19 protein-coding genes and 1 pseudogene are annotated in these 20,340 nt (G+C 31.4%); 18 read left to right on the top strand and 2 right to left on the bottom strand.

All coding sequences use genetic code 11. The features are described from left to right. Positions 1 to 594 precede the first annotated feature (594 nt). From D7D81_RS01150 to D7D81_RS01100, 11 genes are all read left to right on the top strand, one after another. Positions 595 to 1,044: a NanQ anomerase/TabA/YiaL family protein gene (locus D7D81_RS01150; protein WP_125986511.1), complete on the top strand. Its 450-nt coding sequence runs from the start codon at positions 595 to 597 to the stop codon at positions 1,042 to 1,044. 150 nt (positions 1,045 to 1,194) lie between these two features. Then, positions 1,195 to 1,920: a 3-deoxy-manno-octulosonate cytidylyltransferase gene (kdsB, locus tag D7D81_RS01145; RefSeq protein ID WP_125991827.1), complete on the top strand. Its 726-nt coding sequence runs from the start codon at positions 1,195 to 1,197 to the stop codon at positions 1,918 to 1,920. Between the two features lie 31 nt (positions 1,921 to 1,951). Then, on the top strand, positions 1,952 to 2,728 hold the full coding sequence (locus D7D81_RS01140) for an IclR family transcriptional regulator (RefSeq protein ID WP_164522069.1): 777 nt from the start codon (positions 1,952 to 1,954) through the stop codon (positions 2,726 to 2,728). Between the two features lie 557 nt (positions 2,729 to 3,285). Continuing rightward, positions 3,286 to 4,176, top strand: a complete 891-nt coding sequence (gene dapA / locus D7D81_RS01135) for a 4-hydroxy-tetrahydrodipicolinate synthase (protein ID WP_125986507.1) — start codon at positions 3,286 to 3,288, stop codon at positions 4,174 to 4,176. A 239-nt stretch (positions 4,177 to 4,415) separates the two neighbouring features. Then, positions 4,416 to 5,480 carry a DctP family TRAP transporter solute-binding subunit gene (locus D7D81_RS01130; RefSeq protein WP_125986505.1) on the top strand — a complete coding sequence of 355 codons (1,065 nt, stop codon included), beginning with the start codon at positions 4,416 to 4,418 and terminating at the stop codon, positions 5,478 to 5,480. Positions 5,481 to 5,565: 85 nt separating this feature from the next. After that, on the top strand, positions 5,566 to 6,099 hold the full coding sequence (locus D7D81_RS01125) for a TRAP transporter small permease (protein ID WP_125986503.1): 534 nt from the start codon (positions 5,566 to 5,568) through the stop codon (positions 6,097 to 6,099). 1 nt (position 6,100) lies between these two features. After that, positions 6,101 to 7,381, top strand: coding sequence for a TRAP transporter large permease (locus D7D81_RS01120; protein ID WP_125986501.1), 1,281 nt, complete (start codon positions 6,101 to 6,103; stop codon positions 7,379 to 7,381). A 28-nt stretch (positions 7,382 to 7,409) separates the two neighbouring features. Further along, positions 7,410 to 8,369: a phosphoglycerate dehydrogenase gene (locus D7D81_RS01115; protein WP_125986499.1), complete on the top strand. Its 960-nt coding sequence runs from the start codon at positions 7,410 to 7,412 to the stop codon at positions 8,367 to 8,369. A gap of 289 nt (positions 8,370 to 8,658) precedes the next feature. Then, positions 8,659 to 9,687 (top strand): LacI family DNA-binding transcriptional regulator, encoded by a 1,029-nt coding sequence (locus D7D81_RS01110; protein WP_164522068.1) that lies wholly within the window; start codon positions 8,659 to 8,661, stop codon positions 9,685 to 9,687. Between the two features lie 55 nt (positions 9,688 to 9,742). Further along, entirely contained in the window at positions 9,743 to 9,895 is a 153-nt protein-coding gene (locus D7D81_RS01105) for a hypothetical protein (protein ID WP_164522067.1), read from the top strand. Between the two features lie 51 nt (positions 9,896 to 9,946). Further along, positions 9,947 to 11,737, top strand: a complete 1,791-nt coding sequence (locus tag D7D81_RS01100; protein ID WP_502700019.1) for an L-fucose isomerase — start codon at positions 9,947 to 9,949, stop codon at positions 11,735 to 11,737. A 131-nt stretch (positions 11,738 to 11,868) separates the two neighbouring features. Here the strand turns inward: D7D81_RS01100 and D7D81_RS01095 are convergent, their stop codons facing one another. Continuing rightward, on the bottom strand, positions 11,869 to 12,249 hold the full coding sequence (locus tag D7D81_RS01095) for a RidA family protein (RefSeq protein ID WP_205739301.1): 381 nt from the start codon (positions 12,247 to 12,249) through the stop codon (positions 11,869 to 11,871). Positions 12,250 to 12,443: 194 nt separating this feature from the next. Here D7D81_RS01095 and D7D81_RS01090 point away from each other — a divergent pair, with 194 nt between their 5' ends. The 3 genes from D7D81_RS01090 to ptsP are packed head-to-tail and all read left to right on the top strand — an operon-like array spanning position 12,444 to position 14,762. Further along, positions 12,444 to 12,734: a YkvA family protein gene (locus D7D81_RS01090; RefSeq protein WP_125986490.1), complete on the top strand. Its 291-nt coding sequence runs from the start codon at positions 12,444 to 12,446 to the stop codon at positions 12,732 to 12,734. Between the two features lie 32 nt (positions 12,735 to 12,766). Then, the gene (locus D7D81_RS01085) at positions 12,767 to 13,042 is read left to right on the top strand and encodes an HPr family phosphocarrier protein (RefSeq protein WP_205739300.1); all 276 of its coding nucleotides are present in this window, start codon (positions 12,767 to 12,769) and stop codon (positions 13,040 to 13,042) included. Positions 13,043 to 13,046: 4 nt separating this feature from the next. Further along, complete coding sequence (gene ptsP, locus D7D81_RS01080; RefSeq protein ID WP_164522066.1) at positions 13,047 to 14,762, top strand: phosphoenolpyruvate--protein phosphotransferase; 1,716 nt, start codon at positions 13,047 to 13,049, stop codon at positions 14,760 to 14,762. Positions 14,763 to 14,874: 112 nt separating this feature from the next. On the opposite strand, the gene D7D81_RS01075 is transcribed toward ptsP, so the two are convergent. Further along, positions 14,875 to 16,107 (bottom strand): 6-phosphofructokinase, encoded by a 1,233-nt coding sequence (locus D7D81_RS01075; RefSeq protein ID WP_125986485.1) that lies wholly within the window; start codon positions 16,105 to 16,107, stop codon positions 14,875 to 14,877. 309 nt (positions 16,108 to 16,416) lie between these two features. On the opposite strand from D7D81_RS01075, the pseudogene D7D81_RS19975 reads away from it, so the two are divergent. The 4 genes and pseudogenes from D7D81_RS19975 to D7D81_RS01060 form a co-directional block, all read left to right on the top strand. Further along, positions 16,417 to 16,545 (top strand): annotated as a pseudogene (locus tag D7D81_RS19975) (DeoR family transcriptional regulator); the annotation flags it as partial. A gap of 48 nt (positions 16,546 to 16,593) precedes the next feature. Continuing rightward, positions 16,594 to 17,193 (top strand): DeoR/GlpR family DNA-binding transcription regulator, encoded by a 600-nt coding sequence (locus D7D81_RS01070; protein WP_230867889.1) that lies wholly within the window; start codon positions 16,594 to 16,596, stop codon positions 17,191 to 17,193. A 448-nt stretch (positions 17,194 to 17,641) separates the two neighbouring features. Further along, positions 17,642 to 18,133, top strand: a complete 492-nt coding sequence (rpiB, locus tag D7D81_RS01065) for a ribose 5-phosphate isomerase B (RefSeq protein ID WP_286170042.1) — start codon at positions 17,642 to 17,644, stop codon at positions 18,131 to 18,133. Positions 18,134 to 18,843: 710 nt separating this feature from the next. Further along, a complete protein-coding gene (locus D7D81_RS01060) occupies positions 18,844 to 20,328 on the top strand; it encodes a sugar ABC transporter ATP-binding protein (RefSeq protein ID WP_125986481.1) in 1,485 nt (494 codons plus the stop codon). The last annotated feature ends 12 nt before the right edge of the window (positions 20,329 to 20,340 follow it).

Genomic DNA, 20,340 nt, shown 5'->3' with positions numbered 1-20,340 from the left:
TGAATTATTGACCAGCCGATTGCAGCTCATACAAAAACAGCTTATATTATCGGGAGTTAGCCCTGGTAGTGAGGAAATATGATTTGTTGATATAAAAATTTCAAAACGAATATCTCTATAAAGCCAGTCATTATAATGGTGGAAGGAGTTCTCTACCAGTTTTAATAATTTTTGATAGTTAGTAAAGGTTAAAAATTAATAAGGAAACTATTTTTAGTTATTTTTGTTTTTAAATTCTGTTTAAGAATTTCTGTTTTTGAACATAAAGTCTTTGCTAACAAGTAAAATTATGATATAGTAAATAATATAATATTGAACCTGAATATAAACCAGTAAGACATTAATCATTTGGTTTCAAAGTTGGTCACCGACTTTTCTTTTTCTGATTGAAAAAGGTAAATATTCCACCAAGTAACTTCAAAAAGAGGGGGACAAGTTTTTAAGTCAAATTTTTAATATAACAAGGTTTTAGTGATATATATTATAAAATTTTTGGTATTGCTAACAAATTCAATTTGAGTTTTGGTGAATCAATATATGTTTAAAAGATTTGTAATATTGTAATTGTCTTTAATATTTAAAAGGAGGTGTTTTATGATTGCATCTAATATTTTAAATTACAAGAAATATATATTAAATAATAATTTTAAAATTGGGTTTGAGTATCTAATTAAAGAAAATTTAGAAGATCTACCATATGGGAAATATAATGTAAATGATAATATATTAATTATAAAAGAAACATATGATACTTTATACTTAGGTGAGACTTTTTGGGAAGCTCATGAAAAGTTTATAGATATTCAGTTTATTCTAAATGGTGAAGAAAAAATAGCTTATTCTCCAATAAATATACTTAATGAAATTGTTTATAACAATAAAAACGATTTGAAAATTTTAAAAGGTGAAGTAAAATCATTTGTACACCTTAAAAATAATGATTTTGCTATTTTTTTTCCAGAAGATGCTCATATGTCAGGATTGAATCCTGAAGAGACTCGAGTTGCTGTAGAGAAAATTATTATAAAAATTAAAATTCAATAAAGAAATAATTGTTTCCACTTAGTAATATTAGCTGCTGTTATAGTTCATTTTTAACACTTCAGCATATCAAATATATTTGATTTAATTGACGTTAGATTAGTAACTAATTATTATCCTAAAAGGATTTAAGATATTTTGAGAGGTGATAAGATGAAAATAGTTGCTGTAATTCCAGCAAGGTTAAAGTCAACACGATTACCAAACAAGGTATTAACTAATATTAATGGAAAACCAATGATTCAGCATGTTTATGAACGTGTCAGTAAAGCTGATTTATATGATGTTGTTGTTGCCTGTGATGATAAAAAAATATATGATATTGTTAAATCTTTTGGTGGAAAGGTTATGATGACTCGGAAAGATCATATCAACGGTAGTAGTCGTATAGCAGAGGTAGCTTCAGCAATTGATGTTGACATTATAATAAATGTTCAGGGAGATGAACCTTTAATAAATAGTAAAGTGATTAATCAAGTTATTGAAGCATTTAGTGATGAGGAATGTGTAATGGCTACATTAAAACAAAAGATTGAAAACGAGGGAGATATTATGAATCCAAATTGTGTTAAGGTTATAACAGATAAAAATTCTAATGCAATTTATTTTTCAAGATATCCACTTCCTTATTTACGGGAAAATAAAGCACAAGATTATTTTAAACATATTGGTATATATGGGTATAAACGGGAATTTCTCTTGGATTATGTTAAGATGGAACCGACAGAATTAGAAATTGCAGAATCATTAGAACAACTTAGAGTGATCGAAAATGGGTTTAAAATAAAAGTATTAGAAACAGATTGTAAACTAGTGGGTGTAGATACTCAGGATGATTTAAAACGAGTAAGTAAGTTACTAAAACATAATAATGTTTAAAAAGGAAGTTTTAATATTTTTATTAAGGGGGTTGAACTTAGTAATGGTAAGTGGAATAGTCAAATCTTTACAAAAAGGAATAAGAATTATTGACTGTTTAGCTAGAAATGGCGAGATGGGTGTTACCGATCTCAGTAAAGAATTCGGTGTATCTAAAAGTAGTATTTATAATCTTTTAAATACATTTGCACAAAATCATTGGGTAGAAAAGAATGAAATTACAAATAAATATAAATTAGGAATACGTTTATTTGAACTTGGTAATATTGTAAGAGAAGGTTTTCAATTAAGAGAGGTTGCAATTCCATTTATGAAAGAACTTGTTGATAAAATTGGAGAAACTGTTCATTTAACAGTATTAGATGATGGTATGGTTGTATATATTGAATCGGCTCAACCAGGTAATAAATTTAGTGCAGTATCTCTTAATGAAAGGAGGGTATATATGCATTGTACAGGAGTAGGGAAGGCGATTATGGCTTTTCTAAAAGAAGAAGAGATAGATAAAATTATTGAAGAAAAGGGCCTTCCTCTATTTACAGCAAATACTATAATTGATTCTGATGAGTTAAAAAAAGAACTTGGTAATATAAGAAAAAGGGGTTATGCTATAGATGATATTGAACACGAGCCGGGAGTGAGGTGTGTAGGTGTTCCAATTTTCAACGAAAAGGGGGATGCTTTTGCTTCTATGAGTTTAACGGGTCCATCCCCAAGATTTTCTGATGAAAAGATTAAAGAATATGCTGATATTATGAAAGAGATTACTTTTATTATTTCTAAAAAATTAGGTTGGAAAGGATGTTGACTCGTTTCATATGTTCTTTATTAAAGAACAACAATTAATAATAAAGAACATATGAAACTTAGAGAAAAAGCAAGGATTATTACTTTAATTTGCGTTTGTTGTAGTTATAGACATATAATAGTTATTGAAAAAATAATTAATACATGATATTATTAATATAGGAATTGTTCTTAAGGGATATTAAATTTTAGTATGTATTTCGAAAAAAATATATTTTAATGAGTAATGCATAGTTAAGATTATCTTGATTTATTATTAGCCTTTATGATAAAACGTTTACATTATTGGGTTTGTGTTATGTTTTTGAAAAGGATTAATAATTCAATATAATTACACGTAATATAATTGTGTATTTTTTAATTTTTTGTTGGTAAAACGATTACAAGTTTAAATATTCTAACTAAATAACAATAAATTGTTTTATATTTAAGATAACTTTAAATAATGAAATGAAAATGTAATTTTAATATAGTTTGAATCCATATAAAACGTTTACAAAAAAGTGAATTATTAAATAATTCTATAAAACAAAACTATAAAAAGAGGTGTATTTAGAAATGAAACGCATGAAGGGTATTAATACAGCACTATTGACTCCATTTACTAAAGAAGGGAAATTAGACAAAGAAGCTTTAAAGGATCATATTAACTTTCTTGTTGAAAAAGGAGTGCATGGACTTTATATTCTTGGTACAACAGGGGAAGCATTTTTGCTAGACAAGGAAGAAAGAAAAGAAGTTGCTGAATTGGCAGTTGAGTATGCAGATGGTAGGGCGCCTATCTTTGCAATGATTGGTTCAATACCAACAAGTAATGCTTGTGAATTAGCTGTACATGCTAAAGAGGTGGGAGTATCTGGTATTGGGGCTATTACTCCTATATATCATTGTGTGAATCAACAGGAAATAAAAGAATATTATTATGCAATTGCTAAAAATGTTGGAGAGGATTATCCTTTATATCTTTATAATTTGCCTGGTCGTTCTGGTAGTGAGTTACTTCCAGATACAGTAATTGAATTGTCTAAAATTATAAACATTGTTGGCATAAAAAATAGTATGTCAGATATGATTCGTTTAAATAATTTTATAAATAAGACTGATGATAATTTTGATGTATTACAAGGTTGTGATCCTTTAATACTTCCAGCTATGGTATGTGGAGCAAAAGGTGCAGTGTCAGGTATTTCTAATGTGTTTCCTGAATTGTTTGTAAAATTATATGATTTAACCATGAATGAAAATTATGAAGAAGCTAGACGAATTCAAAAATTATGTACTGAGGCAACTATTACCCTGAAAGAAGGAGCTAACTTAGCTTATTTAAAAACTGGTGTTGAAATTAGAGGATTAAAGAAAACATATACACGTAAACCATTATTAGATATAAGTGAAGAGGAAATTAAAGCCCTAAGAAATGATATGCAAAAAATACTTGAACAAATATAAAAGAAGAAAGAAAACTAATATTTAAGTTATAAAAAAAAGATATTGAAAAGATTGTTAAATTACAAACATTTCCACTAAAGCATCTTTGTGTTAAAATGAATGAGGCAGAAGAGTTAGTTTGTTTATACACTAAAACTAACTTTAGTTAAAAGAAATATAATTCTAGTATAGGGGGGGATATAAAGATAAACATTCAAAAAAATATTTTTGCTTAAAAAAACTATTAAGGAGGAAGAATAATGAGAAAAATATCAATAATTAGTGTGATAACACTTTGTTTACTATTGGCAGTTTCTATGGTTAGTATGGCAGTTAATCCAACTCCGGATAATCCTGTGGTGATGAGAATATCTTATAATGCTCCTGAGACATTAAACACAGAAGTTGTGCAATGGGAACAAGAACATGGTTTAGCTTTTATCTTTAAAAATCTTGTTGAATCGGGAACAGATGGTGCTGTTAAGGTTGAATTATATCCTAATGCTCAGTTAGGTGATAATAAGGCTTCAGTTGAAATGGTAATGAATGGCAGCATACAAGGATGTGTTGAAACGGGAGTTTTAGCTGGATTTTATCCAGAATTTGAAGTGATTAATATTCCTTATTTATTCAAATCCCCAGAGATAGCTTGGTATGTTTTTGATAATAGTGAATACTGGACAAATTTGAAAGAAGATATGAGAGAAAAAACTGGTTTAAGACTGTTAGCAATGGGGCAGAATGGTGTAAGGCACTTTAGTCATAGTGATAAATTTATTAAATCACCAGCAGATTTAAAAGGTCAAAAAATGCGTGTTATGCAATCGCCGGTATTTGTTAGAATGATGAAGGCTTTTGATGCTAATCCTGTTCCAATGGCTTTTAGTGAATTATATACTTCTTTACAGACAGGTGTAGTTGATGGTCAAGAAAATCCTGTTTCTGTAATAGCTGTAAACAACTTAAATGAAGTTCAGAATTATTTAACTTTGGATGGACATCTCTGGAGTGAAGATGGTTTTGTTATTAATGACGATTTCTATAATAGTTTGCCTGAAGAGATTCAGACAGTTATGATACAAGCAGCAAGACAAGCTGAGGTTGTTAATAGAGGAATTGAAACAATTCATTCTAGTGGCCCAGGGCTCGAGAAATTAAAAGATGAAGGTATGAATATATATGTGCCAACTATGGAAGAAAAAACAGCCTTTGCAGAAATTGCTCAACCACCAGTAGTAGAATATTTACAAGGTAAAATTGGTGAAGAAACAGTAGCTGGTATGTTAGAAGCTGTTTCTAATGCAGAAGAAGCTTTAGGTTATTAGGAAATCAAATAAAGTAATAAAATTATTTCCGGAGTAAAATTTTTTACTCCGGAAATATTACACTTAAAAAAGGGGGAGCTTTGTTTTGACAAAAGGAAAAGATAATAAAAAACATTTTTTTATATATAAACCAATTAAGAAAATTACTAATTTTATTGATGTAATAACGATTAACTTTACTGCTATATTGGTGTTTATAATGTTAATTATTGTATTATTACAGATTATAACTAGATTTTTAGGGGTTTCTTTTTCATGGACTGAAGAACTTTCAAGATATTTATTAATTTGGATTGGAGTCTTATCAGCTAGTGCTGCCTTGAAAAGGGGTGCTCACGCTGGTGTGGATTTTTTTATTACACTATTTCCCAAAAGATATAGGAATCTGATTGTAATATTTAATGCAATTATCATGATATTTTTTTTGTTCTACTTTATAAATGTTGGATGGGAGTCAGCTATAAAAGCAAATAGGATTACGTCAACTGCATTAGAATTAAAAATGTTTTGGCCCAAAGTAGCTATACCTGTAGGTGGAATTTTAATGATTATTAACTTAATATATTTAGTTATTGATAATTTAGATAGATTTATTTTTGATAGAAATGGAGGGATGTAAAATGGCTTGGTGGCTTTTTATACCTTTTATAATTACTATGATTTTAGGTGTACCAATAGCATTTTCGTTGGCTACTAGTTCTTTAGTATTCTTACTTGCTTGGGGTGTAATGCCGATTGAAGTTATTGCGCAAAGATTTTTCAGCTCAATTGATTCTTTTGTTCTATTGGCTATCCCTTTTTTTATTTTAGCAGGAGAATTGATGAATAGAACTGGTATTACAAAAAGTTTAGTTGAGTTTGCAAATTTGATTATTGGAAGGGTAAGGGGAGGATTAGCTCAAGTTAATATACTAGCAAGTATACTTTTTGCAGGTTTAACTGGTGCAGGAGTTGCAGATACATCAGCACTTGGTTCAATATTAATTCCTGCTATGGAAGAGCAAGGATTTGAACCCGAGTATAGTGCGGCAGTTACAGCTGCTTCTTCGGTTATTGGGCCTATTATACCCCCTAGTATCATTATGGTTGTGTTTGGTTCGATTATGGGTTTGTCAGTAGGTAGTCTTTTTGCTGCGGGTATTATACCTGGAATAGTAATAGGACTTGCTTTAATGGTGATGGCTTATATTATTAGTAAGAAAAAGGATCATCCGTATCGTGAAGGAAAGGTGAGTAGTAAAGAATTTTGGGTTGTAACTAAGAAAGCAATATATTCTTTGATTATGCCTATAATAATTGTAGGAGGTATTTTTAGTGGTCTCTTTACACCAACAGAGGCTGCTGCAATTGCTGTTGCTTATGCTTTGGTTATTGGATTTTTAGTATTTAAGTCTTTGAGCCTGGAAGATTTACAAAAATCTTTAATCAAAAGCGGTATTACTACCTCTGTTATAATCATGATTATTGGAGCTGCTAATGTTTTTGGTTGGGCTTTGTCTATTGAAAGAATACCACAGTTTTTAGCAAGTTTCTTATTATCTTTAGATCTTACTAAAGTTACTTTCTTGTTACTAGTTAATGCGTTTTTATTATTTATGGGTATGATTATGGAAACAGGAGCAAATGCCATTTTACTTGGTCCTATCTTAATGCCTATTGCAATTCAACTAGGTATTGATCCCCTACACTTTGCTTTGATTATGCTGGTTAACTTAAATATTGGACTTGCTACACCTCCATTAGGTGTTTGCTTGTTCGTTGCTTGTCCTATTGCAGATATATCAATGGGTCAGATAACACGTTCTATATTACCCTTTATGATTATGGAAATTATTGCATTGTTAATTATTACTTTTATGCCTGAGGTTGTATTGTTTGTACCAAGATTACTTGGATATTAGTGTATAAGATAAGGGAGTTGATTTTTAAATGTCTAAAAAAATATTAATTACATTGACAAAAAAAGAAAAAGAAACTATAGATAAAAAACTTGTAAAACCATTAGAAAAAAAAGGTTATGAAGTAATTGTTGTTTATGAAAATGCAGCTTTAAGTGAGGAAAAAATTATTGAAAAAATTAAAGATGTTGATGGTTATATTGTTGGATTAGAAAAGGTAACTGAGAAGGTATTAAATTCTGCTAATAATTTAAAAGTAGTTTGTAAGTTTGGGGTTGGTACTGATAATATTGATAAAAAGTCAGCTGCAGAAAAAAATGTTAGAGTGACTAATTGTCCTGGTTTAAATAGTAATTCTGTTGCTGAATTAGTGCTGGGTATTATTTTTTGTTTATCAAGAGATATTACTTTTTTAGATAATAAAATGAAAGATGATTTATGGATATCTTCTATGGGGACAGAAGTAACTGGAAAGAAGTTGGGTATTATTGGTTTGGGGAATATAGGTAAATGTTTAGTGAAAATTATTCAGGGTTTAAATATGGATGTAATGGTTTATGATCTTTTTAAAGATGAAGAATTTGCTGAAAAATATAATTTAGAATATGTTGAATTAGATAAAATAATTAAAGAATCAGACTTTATATCTCTACATATTCCAATAAATAAAGCTACCAGAGACCTTATATCTGAGAATGAACTTAAGGCAATGAAGAAAAATGCTTTTTTAATCAATACAGCTCGAGGTGGAGTAGTTAATGAAGAGGCATTATTAAAAGCTATTGAGGATAAAGAAATTGCAGGAGCTGCTTTAGATGCATTTATCAATGAACCTCCGGTGGGTTCAGCTTTAGTTAAACATGAGCGTGTTATTGCCTTGCCACATATTGGTGCTGCTACTTATGAAGCAACTGAAAGAATAGCCCAATATTCTATGCAGAATGTTGTGAATGTTATAGAAGGAAAAGAACCATTAAGTGAAGTAAAATAATAATACAATATATATCATATATAATTTGTAAACTGACTTGTAGAAATAATTTTTATATAAGTCTCTTTCATAATCAAATGTACAGGGAAATTAAATTAAAGTAAACTGTAGTATAAATAAATTGTGAAAGGGCTTATTTTTTTTAGTTCTTAGTTATATAATTAAGCACATAATTATATAGTTAAAGTCTTTGAATTTTAATAGGAATAGTTATTTTCAATATTGATGTGAAAACTTGATTATATTTCTAGAAATCATTATAATTATATTAATATTTCATATAAAGAGTTTGGAGAGTGTATGGTTTATGGAGGTTTATACTATAAAGGATGTTGCAAAGGAAGCGGGAGTATCTATTGCAACCGTTTCTAGAGTAATAAATAAAGCAGATAATGTGAATCCTGCTTTACGCAAAAAAGTTTTGAAAGTTATTGAAAAACTAGATTATAAACCCAACCGGATAGCCCAGGGTCTGAAAAGTAATACAACAAATACAATTGGTATTATAATTTCTGATATATCTAATCCTTTCTTTATGAGAATAATAAAGGAGATTGAGAATATAGTTCATCAAGAAGGTTATACTCTTATTTTAGGTAGTACAGATGATAGTCCTCAAAAAGAACTAGAATATATAAAATTATTATATGAAAAACGAATTGATGCTTTAGTAATTTCTTCTACAGGTGAGAATGAAGATTATTTAAATGAACTACAGGCAGCAGGTATGCCAATTGTTTTTATTGATAGAAGACCAGTAAAGAATAAATTTGACTCAGTATATGTAGATAAAGTGACTGCAACTTATCAAATGGTTAAGTATTTGTTGGAACAAAACCATAGGTCAATAGCACTTACAACTGGGCCTAGAGATATTATTACTAATTATGATCGATATGTAGGATATACAAAGGCTTGCTATGAATTTAAACTAGAGATTAATAATGATTACTTAAAATTTGGGCATTTTACGGTTGATTTTGGAAAGAAAAGTTTGAAAGAACTATTAAATCTAAAAAAAAGGCCTACAGCTATAATATCTGGCAGTAGTTTGATAACTAAGGGTATTCTAATACAGGCTAATAAAGACAATTTGGAAATACCAAAGGATTTTTCTCTTGTAAGTTTTGGTAATATATCTATGAATGAATTAATCTGTCCTAAAATGACATATTTGGAACAGATGATTCATGAAATTGGTAAAAATTCAGCAGAAATATTATTAAATAAACTTTTGGGTTCAAAAAAAGGAAAAAAAGAAATAAAATTGGAGGCTAAAATTGCAATGGGGGACTCAGTTTTAAATCTTAAAAATTAAAGGTTTTGTTTTAAGGGAGCAATCTAAAATAGAGAATATACTTGTAGCTGGTAGTATGAATATGGCTCTAGTAGTTAAGACAGTACGTAATCCAGAAAAGGGTGAAACTATTATTGGAGAATCGTTTAATGAGTTTCCCGGGGTTAAAGGTGCTAATCAGGCAGCCGATATAGGGAAACTTGGTGGGAAAGTAGAGTTTATTAGGTGAGCAATGGTCTTTAATGATAGAATGGGGAGTGTATTAAAGGAGTGATTAATGATGGTTAATCAAGGTAAGAAAAGACTAATAGGAAACATGCCCAAAATTGGGATTAGACCCATTATAGATGGTAGAAGGGGTATCAGGGATTCTTTAGAAGAGAAGACACTCAATATGGCCAAATCTGTTGCTGGGCTGATTGAAAATAATCTAAGACATGCTAACGGCTTATCTGTTGAGTGTGTTATCGCTGATTCCTGTATTGGTGGTGTTGCTGAAGCAGCTAAAGCTGAGGAATTATTTGAGAGAGAAAATGTAGGTGTCAGTATTTCTGTGACTCCGTGCTGGTGTTATGGTACCGAAACCATGGATACAGTCCCGGGGAGACCAAAGGCTATCTGGGGTTTTAATGGTACTGAAAGGCCAGGAGCAGTATATCTGGCAGCTGTATTGGCGGCCCATAACCAGAAAGGATTACCTGCTTTCGGAATATATGGTGAGAATGTTCAGGATATGGATGACAATACTATTCCAGAAGAGGTAAAAGAAAAATTATTGAATTTTGCCAGGGCTGGTATTGCTGTGGCAACCATGAAAAATAAATCATACCTATCAATTGGTTCTGTTTCTATGGGGATAGCTGGCTGTATTGTGGATGAGTCATTTTTTCAGGATTACTTAGGTATGAGGAATGAATATGTTGATATGTCAGAGATCTACCGCAGGATAGAAGAAGAGATATATGATCATGACGAGTACCAGAAGGCAATTAACTGGGTTAAAGAAAATTGTCAGGAGGGTCAGGATAATAATCCTCCAGAAACACAGCGTTCTCGTAAGGAAAAAGATCGTGACTGGGAATTTGTAGTCAAAATGACCCTGATAGTAAGGGACCTGATGATAGGTAATGGCAAATTAGCAGAGCTTAATTTTGAAGAAGAAGCCCTGGGACATAATGCAATAGCCAGTGGATTTCAGGGACAGAGACAGTGGACTGATCATTTCCCCAATGGAGACTTTATGGAAGCAATTTTAAATTCCTCATTTGACTGGAATGGTATCAGGGAGTCATTTAACGTAGCCACTGAGAATGACACTTTAAATGGTATTACCATGCTATTTGGACATTTATTAACAGGAACAGCCCAGGTCTTTGCTGATGTAAGGACATACTGGAGTCCAGCTGCTGTAGAGCGTGTTACTGGACAGAAATTAAGTGGACGGGCTAGTAAGGGTATAATCCATTTAATAAATTCAGGATCAGCTGCCCTTGATGGAACAGGTCAACAGAGTGATAATGGAAAACCAGTTATGAAACCATACTGGGATATTACAGATGAAGAAGTTGACAAATGCCTGGAGGCCACTACCTGGCGGCCTGCCAGTCTAGGATATTTCAGAGGCGGAGGATTCTCCTCACAATTTGTTACTAAAGGGGAGATGCCAGTAACTATGTCCAGGATTAATATTATCAAGGGACTGGGACCAGTCTTACAGATTGCTGAGGGCTATACTGTAGAACTACCAGAAGATGTACATGATATCCTGGATAAGAGAACAGATCCAAGCTGGCCGACAACCTGGTTTGCACCTGTTTTAACAGGAGAAACGGCTTTTAGAGATGTATATTCTGTAATGGATAACTGGGGTTCAAATCACGGGGTAATAAGTTATGGACATATTGGTGAGCTCTTAATAACGCTGGCCTCTCTCTTGCGAATTCCAGTTTCCATGCATAATGTTTCAGAAGACAGGATATTTAGGCCTGATGCCTGGAAGGCATTTGGCAGCAGTGATTTAGAAGGGGCAGATTACAGGGCCTGTAAGAATTTTGGGCCTCTATATAAATAACAACAATTTTTATATTTTTGTTAGTTTTTAAACTTTAAAACAAGTTTAAAATAATAAAAAAGGGTTAGAATAGGATGTTTGATGGGGACAAGCCCTGCAGATCAAATCTGTAGGGCTTGTTAATTTTCTTATTAAGTAAGTGCTATGGCCTCTATTTCTACCTTAACATCTTTAGGTAAGCGGGCGACTTCAACTGTACTTCTGGCGGGAAACGGTTTGCTAAAGAACTCTTGATATACCTCATTAACCTGGCCAAATTCGTTCATATCACTAATAAAGACAGTACACTTAATTACCTTTTCCATACTTGAACCAGCTTTTTCCAGAATGTTTTTAATATTGTTTAGTGATTGTCTGGCTTGATCCTGTACATTATCACTGACCAGTTCACCCTCAGCTGTAAAAGGTATTTGGCCACTGGTAAAGATTAGCCTGTCAATATTAATGGCCTGGGAATATGGTCCAATAGCCGCTGGGCTTTTTTCAGTGTTAATTTCTTTAATTTTACTCATTTCTATCAACTCCCTTGTAGTATATATATATATATTATAATTTAATATTAATAAAAAATAAAGGGAAAAAGTATAGTAATATTAAAAAATTTTGTTTTTTTCCCATTTTGGGTTATAATAGAATGTATATATAAAAAACAGATTATTTTCTTATGATTGATTTTTATCTTGTACAGGATAGAATGGGGGTTTGTATGGGGAAAAGTCTTTTTGGTTTTATAAAAATTATCCGCTATCTTAGTGATAGTAAAGTAGGTTTTAGTAAGAAATTTTTGTTCTTACTTCCCTTTATATACTTTCTTTCTCCTATTGATTTATTTAGTGAGATCTATCTGCCTTTTGTTGGGTATTTAGATGACCTGGCTGTTTTTGTTCTAATGTGGCCCATTTTAAAGACTCTACTGGGAAATTATGAAGGAGATAAAAAGCACAGTAAAGATAGGGATGCAGTTGATATCGATCAAGATGATTATACTGTGGAATAATAATATTACTTATTCTACCCACATATAAGGAGATGAAACATTTGCAGCAGCAGGTAGTTGAAATAAGGAATAAAACCGGGATTCATGCCCGTTCTGCCAGTACACTAGTACAGAAGGCTAATAGTTTTTATTCGGAAATTTCTCTGGTTTATGAGGGTAAAGAGGCTGATGCCAAAAGTATACTGGCTGTTATGTCGTTGGGTATGGACTATGGGAGGGAAGTAGTTGTAAAAGCAGAGGGTGAGGATGAGGAATTTGCCATTAAAACCTTGACAGAATTTATAAATGATTTGGAGGATGGGGAGTAGATTTATGAGTTGTAAAGTTTATCAAGGAATACCTGTATCAAAGGGAATAGGAATAGGTAAAGTATATAAGTATTCCCGGGAGAAAAAAATTGTTAATGCTGCTACTATTGCTAGTGATAATATTGAAGCTGAATTACAGAGATACTGTCAGGCAAAAGAAAGGGCTAATAAACGTCTTAAAAAGATACGGGATAGGGCTGCTCAGGAACTAGAGGCAGCTGAGACAAAAATATTTGATGCCCATGTTCATATGCTCAATGACCCGGTTCTTGATCAGGAGATTAAGGGATTAATTATAAATCATAAGATGAATAGTGAGGCTGCTGTTAATCAGGCTATTGATGTAGTTATTGAAAAGTTTAATCGCCTGGAAAATAATTTTTTTAGGGAAAGGATTAAAGATATTCAGGATGTTGGGAATCACCTGCTGTCTGCTTTAAATGGAGAAAACACTTCTCTACATGACCTGCCAGCTGCTTCTATTATACTTGCTGATGACCTTACCCCTTCAGAAACCGCTTTACTGGATAAAGACAAATTAGGTGGTTTTGTCTTAAGCCATGGTGGGGAGACCTCTCATACAGCGATAATGGCTAAGAGTCTGACAATACCTGCAGTAGTTAATATAGAGGGGATACTTGAAGAAGTATCCCAGGGGGATACGATTATCCTGGATGGTATAGTGGGTAAGATTTACCTTAATCCTTCTGTTGAATTACTAAATAAATACCGGGAAAGACTGGCTAATTATAAGAAAAGGCAGGATGACCTGCTGGTTCTTAAAGACAAGGCTGCTGTTACTATTGATGGGTTCGAGGTTCAGCTTGCTGCTAATATAGCTTCTGAACAGGAATTAGAGAAGGCCCTGGAAGTTAATGGTGATGGTATTGGTCTCTTTCGTACAGAGTTTTTATATATGAACAATGATGATTTAAAGAACGAAGAAAGGCAGTATAATGTCTATAGGAAGGTATTAACAGCAATGGCACCTAAACCTGTTGTGGTAAGAGCCCTTGATATTGGGGGAGATAAAGATCTACCTTATTTTGATTCTCCTGATGAGATTAACCCATTTCTGGGTTGGCGTGGTATTCGAATTTTGCTTGATAGGCAGGATATCTTTAGGACCCAACTAAGGGCTTTACTCAGGGCATCCACCTGTGGAAATCTAAAAATTATTTTTCCGATGATATCGTCACTGGAACAGCTTAGAAAGACAAAGGATCTTTTTGCAGGTGTAAAAAGGGAACTGGAATCAGCAGGGATTGCCTATAATCCAAATGTTGAGACTGGAATTATGATTGAGGTTCCGGCAACAGCTGTTCTGGCTGAGCTTTTTGCTGCAGAAGTTGATTTCTTTAGTATTGGGACAAATGACCTTGTACAATATACTCTGGCTGTAGATAGGAATAATAGTAAAATTGCCAATTTATATTCACCATATCACCCTGCTGTCCTAAAGTTGATTAACCAGGTAGCCAGAGCGGCTAAAAAAAATGGTATTGGGGTAGAGATTTGTGGAGAAGCAGCTGCAGATCCTTTGCTTACACCTGTTTTTTTAGGTATGGGGATCAGGGTATTGAGTATGAATCCAGGTTCTATCCTGGAGATAAAAAAAGATGTCAGACGGTTGAAGCAGCATAATGCGGAAGAAAAAGCAGCCAGGGTATTAGAATTTAAAACTGAGAAAGAGATTGAAGATTATCTTAAGAATAGTTAAAGCAAACTTAAAACAAGGTCTTTAATAAAGACTTTGTTTTAAGTTTGCTGAAAATCACTTAATTTTCTGTTTGTTGTTATATCTTGACTTATATTTTGCAAATTGCATGTTTTTATAAGATATACTTTAGTTTAGCAAATCTGGGGAGACCATTTTCCCTTGGGATATCTACTTTGCCCTGTATTAATGGGAAGATATAGTCTATAGCTTTTTGTTTAATATAATTACCTCTTTTGTTAATCCAGCAAATGGGGACCTTTTTTTCATGATTAGCAACATGATTTACTGGGACTAGTTTGATTTTACTTTGATATGGATGGTTATTTATTCTTTCTATAGCCACCATTTTCCCAGTTTCACCAGCTAGGGCAAATTTAACAGCATCCCGACCGCAAAAATAGGCTTCATCAAGATCAACCTTTGAAACACAGTGCATTGAGGCTCGTTGTAAAACATTTAATTCAATAACCTTAACCCGTTCACAAATTTCTTTTTTTAGATAAGATGCAAGAAAGTCTCCGACGCCACCCATTTGTTTATGTTTAAAGACATCATGGCCTGCCGATTCATTTGCATAAACGAAGTTACCGTTAACATCTTTAATACCTTCAGATACAACAATATTTACTTTTTTCTTTTTTTTATAAACCTTTGTCAGGTCTTCTATAAAGCTATTAAGGTTAAATGTTACTTCAGGTAAATATATTAGATCAGGGGCATTGATAACATCTTTGTTTGCTAAAGCACTGGCAGCAGCTAACCACCCAGCGTGCCTACCCATAACTTCTATAATATGGATATTTTCATTATTATACACAGAACCATCACGGGCAACTTCCATAACACTGGTGGCAATATATTTCGCTGCAGTACCATAACCAGGTGAATGATCAGTACCAACTAAATCATTATCTATTGTTTTAGGTACTCCAATTATCTGTATTTCAAAGCCGGTTTCTAAAGCATAGTCACTAAGTTTTTTGACGGTGTCCATTGAATCATTACCACCAATATAAAAGAAATACTGAATATTAAATTCTTTAAAAACACTAAATATCTTTTCATATGTTTCTGGGTTTTTTAGATGACTTTTTAGCTTATAACGGCATGAGCCCAGTGCAGCAGCAGGCGTATATTTTAGCCGTTTAATTTCTGCCGGATTTTCTTTAGAAAAATCAAATAAATTTTTATTTAATATTCCTTCTAGACCATAATTACTACCTAAAACTTTATTTATTGTTTTGTTTTTGCTTGCTTTTTCAATAACTCCGTAAACACTGGCGTTAATTACTGCAGTTGGTCCTCCCGATTGGGCAACTAGACAATTGGTTTTCAAAATACTGATCCCTCCTGATGTTTTTTATTAAAATGTATTATATGCTTTCATTATTTTTTGTTTATTATTATAATATATTATTTTTATTATAATGTCAAATAAACTTAATTTTTTCTATGAATGCTAAGTATTCAGGAGTAATAGACAGTGGGCAGTTGGTTCATTTATAATTAATTTAAGATAATATATTTTTTAATGGGCTTGAATTAAGTAAATTGATATTAAAATGAAAATGTGTTATAATAATAAAACATCAAATGCAGTAATTATAAAAATATATAAAAACAATCATTAACAAATTCCAAATAGAAGGAGGGGATAAATATTTTATCACTTACCAGGCGTAATAAAATACTTGAAATATTAAAAAAAGAAAAACAGGTTACTACCCAAAATTTAGAAGAAAGATTAAATGTTTCCGGGGCAACTATCCGTAATGATTTAAATGATTTAGAAAAAGAGGGTTTTTTAAAACGGATTCATGGCGGGGCTGTTTTGCCGGATTCGTCTGATTCGCAGTCATATAAGAATTTTCATCATAGAAGCCAAAAAAATGTTTTTGAAAAAAAGCTCCTTGGCAAAGAGTCCTCAAAACTAATCGAAGAAGGTAAATCAATCATACTTGACGCTAGCTCTACTATTCTTTTTATGATACCGCATCTAAAAAATAAAGAAAGACTTACTATTATTACTAATGGTTTATATACAGCACTCGAAGTTAAGGAAATATCTAATGCTAATATTATTGTTGTTGGTGGAATTGTCAGGCCAAAATCAGGTGCCTTAGAAGGACTACTTGGAGAATCTATTCTTGATAAAGTTAATGCTGATATTATGTTTACATCTGCACATGGATTTACGATTGAAGATGGTTTGACTGATTTTAATTATTATGAGATTCAACTTAAAAAAAAGATGATGCAGAAGGCTAAAAAAGTTGTAGCCCTGCTTGACCATACTAAAATAGGCAATGTTTCTACTGCACAATTTGCAACTATAGAAGAAATAGATTTAATTATAACTGATAATAAAACACCTTCAAATATTATTCGTTCTATAGAAAAATTAGAGGTACAAGTAGTCGTGGCAGAATAATTTAATGTAATTTTTTTTATTAAATCAGGGATTTTTATAATAGTAAAACTAAATAATGATATGTATTTAAGTAGGTTGTTTACTGTAAAGCAGCCTGCTTTTTTTAATAGCATATTTTGCTAAAAAATAAAGATAATTTTTATTTAAAATAGTTAACAGTTTCATGGAGTCCAAAATGTAATAACATATAAAAAATAAAGAAACAATTAAAAAAGCGGAATAAACCTTATTATATCAGCAAAATAGCATCCTTATTGTAGTTTTTATCTTGCTTGAATTTATTAACAGCAAAAATAGAACAAAATAACTATAAAAATAAAAAATAAATTAAATAGAAATGATAATAAATCTTTGCTTGACAAAGGGCAAATAATAATTTATAATAATAAATACAAATAAACAAGAATTAAATTTCTAATAAGGAACTTATGTTACTACTAAACTAGAGGTGAGAAAATTGACTGTAGTAAAAAACAAAAAGTATGTCATTGGGGCGGATAATGCTGCTATTTTTTTAAAAAGAGAAATAACAAATTTTCTTGAAGACTTAGGTATTGAATATGAAGATGTGGGTGTGTTTTCAAAAAGTGATCAAACTTATTATCCAGAAATTGCTAGAAGGGTAACTGATAAAGTAATTGAAAGTAATTATAAAAAAGAAGGGATACTAATTTGTGGTACTGGTATTGGTATGGCTATAACAGCCAATAAATTTCCTGGAATTTATGCGGCAGCCTGTTATGATGTTTACGCTGCAGAAAGAGCAAGACTAAGTAATAATACAAATATTATTACATTGGGTGCTAGAATTACTGGTCCAATCCTGGCCAAAAAAATATTAAAGGAGTGGCTTAGTCTTGAATTTAATGGTGGACGTTCTTTACCAAAGGTAAAAAAGATAAAAGAATATGAAAATGAAAATTTCAGGATAAAGGAGTAGAAAATTGTTAGGGTAGGTGTTAAATGCGAATGAAAAAGGATAAGTCTTTACTTCTTTTTTCAAAATATATAGAAGTAAATAAGTAACCATTGCGGTTAAAATCAGAGTTCTTGAGTACTAAGGTTAAGGGCATTTGTGATGATTCTAATAAATTTCCAGGTTCATTGTCATCTGGTATTTCTAATAACCTTAATATTTAAATATTTGAAAGTCTTTCTAGCAAACTTGACTCCTTTTTTAGCTAATATCTTTATTCTTAAGTCTTTAAATATAGCTTGTAATACTTCATCTGGTATATCTCTTAATTTCCTGGATAACTGAGAAGTACTGATTCAAGCTTAAGGATTTTTTTTAAGTCTTTATTATTTTTAACTTCAGTACTTAACTCAGTTAAGCTGATTTTAGAAAATAACTGACCAAATACTAAAATCATAATGAGCTTTTCAGTTAACATATTTATCTAGTGATAATATTATTTTAGCCAGATTTTTAAAATTGATTGGCTTGAGGTATTGATAAAACGTATTTTTTGTGATATCTTTGTCCACAAGTAATTGCTCCTTATTTTTAGGTTTTGGACAAAGACTATCCTAATCCTAATTATAAGGAATTTTTTCTATATTTTGATTGTTTTTATAATATAAGAAAATAATTAATATAACTAGTTTAATAATTTGATTATTATTTTTGTCCTACAGGGGGGTAACGAAATGAGTAAAGATATTTTGTTTAAAGTAGAAGGTGTTTCAAAAAGTTTTCCTGGAGTAAAAGCTTTGAATAAAGTAAATTTTGAGCTTAAAGAAGGAACAGTGCATGCATTATGTGGGGAAAATGGAGCTGGCAAATCCACTCTGATGAAGATTTTGATGGGTATTTACCAACGTGATGAGGGAAAAATATATTACAAAGGTGAGTCAGTAAATTTTTTTCACCCTAAACAAGCATTAGAGTTAGGTATTTCTATAATTGAACAAGAATTAAATCCAGTACCAGATATGACTGTCGCAGAAAACATATTTTTAGGGAGAGAACCAATTAATACTAATAAATTTATTAATTATGAAAAATTAAATAATATGGCACGTAAAATACTCTCTAAATTAAAGGTTGACATAAATCCTACAATTAAAATGAAAAAATTAAGTTTGGCTGAGGTGCAGTTAGTAGAAATAGCTAAAGCATTTTCTTATGATTCTGATGTTATAATTATGGACGAACCTACATCTGCATTAGGTAATGAAGAAGTAGAAACGTTTTTTGAAATTATTGAAATATTAAAAAAAGAAAAAAAAGGAATTATATATGTATCTCATAGAATGAAAGAAATATTTACAATCTCCGATGAGGTGACTGTCCTTAGAGATGGACATTATATAGCCACAAAAAAAATTAACGAGATAGACTTAGATGAATTAGTAAGATTAATGATAAGTAGACAATTGGAAGGTCAATATGTTAAGGAGAATGTACCTTTAAATAACAACTTATTGACAGTAGAAAATTTAACAAAAGAGGGGAAATACAAAAACATAAGTTTGAAATTAAACCAAGGGGAGATTCTAGGTATTTTTGGTTTAACGGGTTCTGGAAGAAGTGAGTTTCTAAATGGTCTTTTTGGAGTAGAACCTGCAGATAGTGGTAAAATATTTATTAATGATAAAATTTCAAAAATAAAAAAACCATTATCCGCTATGAAAAATGGATTAGCATTTATTACGGAGGATAGAAAAGAAACTGGGTTGGTTTTGACTAGTTCAGTAAAGGAAAATATATCTGTTAGTTCGTTAAAAGAATTATCTGGTAAATTATTCATAGATAAAAAGCAAGAAGATATCGGAGTAAAAGAAATGGTTGACAAATTTAGAGTGAAAACACCTTCTGTAGATCAAATTGTTAATAATTTAAGTGGAGGTAACCAACAAAAGGTAGTATTAGGAAGATGGTTACTAACAAACCCAAGAATATTGTTGATGGATGAACCTACTAGAGGTATTGATGTGGGTTCAAAAAGAGAAATTTATGAATTTATGTCTGAGTTTGCTAACAATGGCGGTGCAGTAATTATGGTATCATCAGAATTACCGGAAATAATGGGTATGAGTGACAGGATTATTGTTTTTAAAGATGGAGAAATTGCCGGGGAACTCAACCGTGAAGAGGCAAATGAAGAAAAGTTAATGTCAATTGCATCATAAAAATAAAATTTA

It is taken from the genome of Halocella sp. SP3-1 (genome assembly GCF_003953885.1).
Classification (GTDB): domain Bacteria; phylum Bacillota; class Halanaerobiia; order Halanaerobiales; family DTU029; genus Iocasia; species Iocasia fonsfrigidae.
This window is presented reverse-complemented; position numbering and strand designations above follow the sequence as displayed.

Coding starts and splice junctions, on each gene's coding strand:
- D7D81_RS01150 (WP_125986511.1), top strand. CDS start 595: ATGATTGCATCTAATATTTTAAATTACAAGAAATATATATTAAATAAT.
- kdsB (WP_125991827.1), top strand. CDS start 1,195: ATGAAAATAGTTGCTGTAATTCCAGCAAGGTTAAAGTCAACACGATTA.
- dapA (WP_125986507.1), top strand. CDS start 3,286: ATGAAACGCATGAAGGGTATTAATACAGCACTATTGACTCCATTTACT.
- D7D81_RS01130 (WP_125986505.1), top strand. CDS start 4,416: ATGAGAAAAATATCAATAATTAGTGTGATAACACTTTGTTTACTATTG.
- D7D81_RS01120 (WP_125986501.1), top strand. CDS start 6,101: ATGGCTTGGTGGCTTTTTATACCTTTTATAATTACTATGATTTTAGGT.
- D7D81_RS01115 (WP_125986499.1), top strand. CDS start 7,410: ATGTCTAAAAAAATATTAATTACATTGACAAAAAAAGAAAAAGAAACT.
- D7D81_RS01105 (WP_164522067.1), top strand. CDS start 9,743: ATGAATATGGCTCTAGTAGTTAAGACAGTACGTAATCCAGAAAAGGGT.
- D7D81_RS01100 (WP_502700019.1), top strand. CDS start 9,947: ATGGTTAATCAAGGTAAGAAAAGACTAATAGGAAACATGCCCAAAATT.
- D7D81_RS01095 (WP_205739301.1), bottom strand. CDS start 12,249: ATGAGTAAAATTAAAGAAATTAACACTGAAAAAAGCCCAGCGGCTATT.
- D7D81_RS01090 (WP_125986490.1), top strand. CDS start 12,444: ATGGGGAAAAGTCTTTTTGGTTTTATAAAAATTATCCGCTATCTTAGT.
- D7D81_RS01085 (WP_205739300.1), top strand. CDS start 12,767: ATGAAACATTTGCAGCAGCAGGTAGTTGAAATAAGGAATAAAACCGGG.
- ptsP (WP_164522066.1), top strand. CDS start 13,047: ATGAGTTGTAAAGTTTATCAAGGAATACCTGTATCAAAGGGAATAGGA.
- D7D81_RS01060 (WP_125986481.1), top strand. CDS start 18,844: ATGAGTAAAGATATTTTGTTTAAAGTAGAAGGTGTTTCAAAAAGTTTT.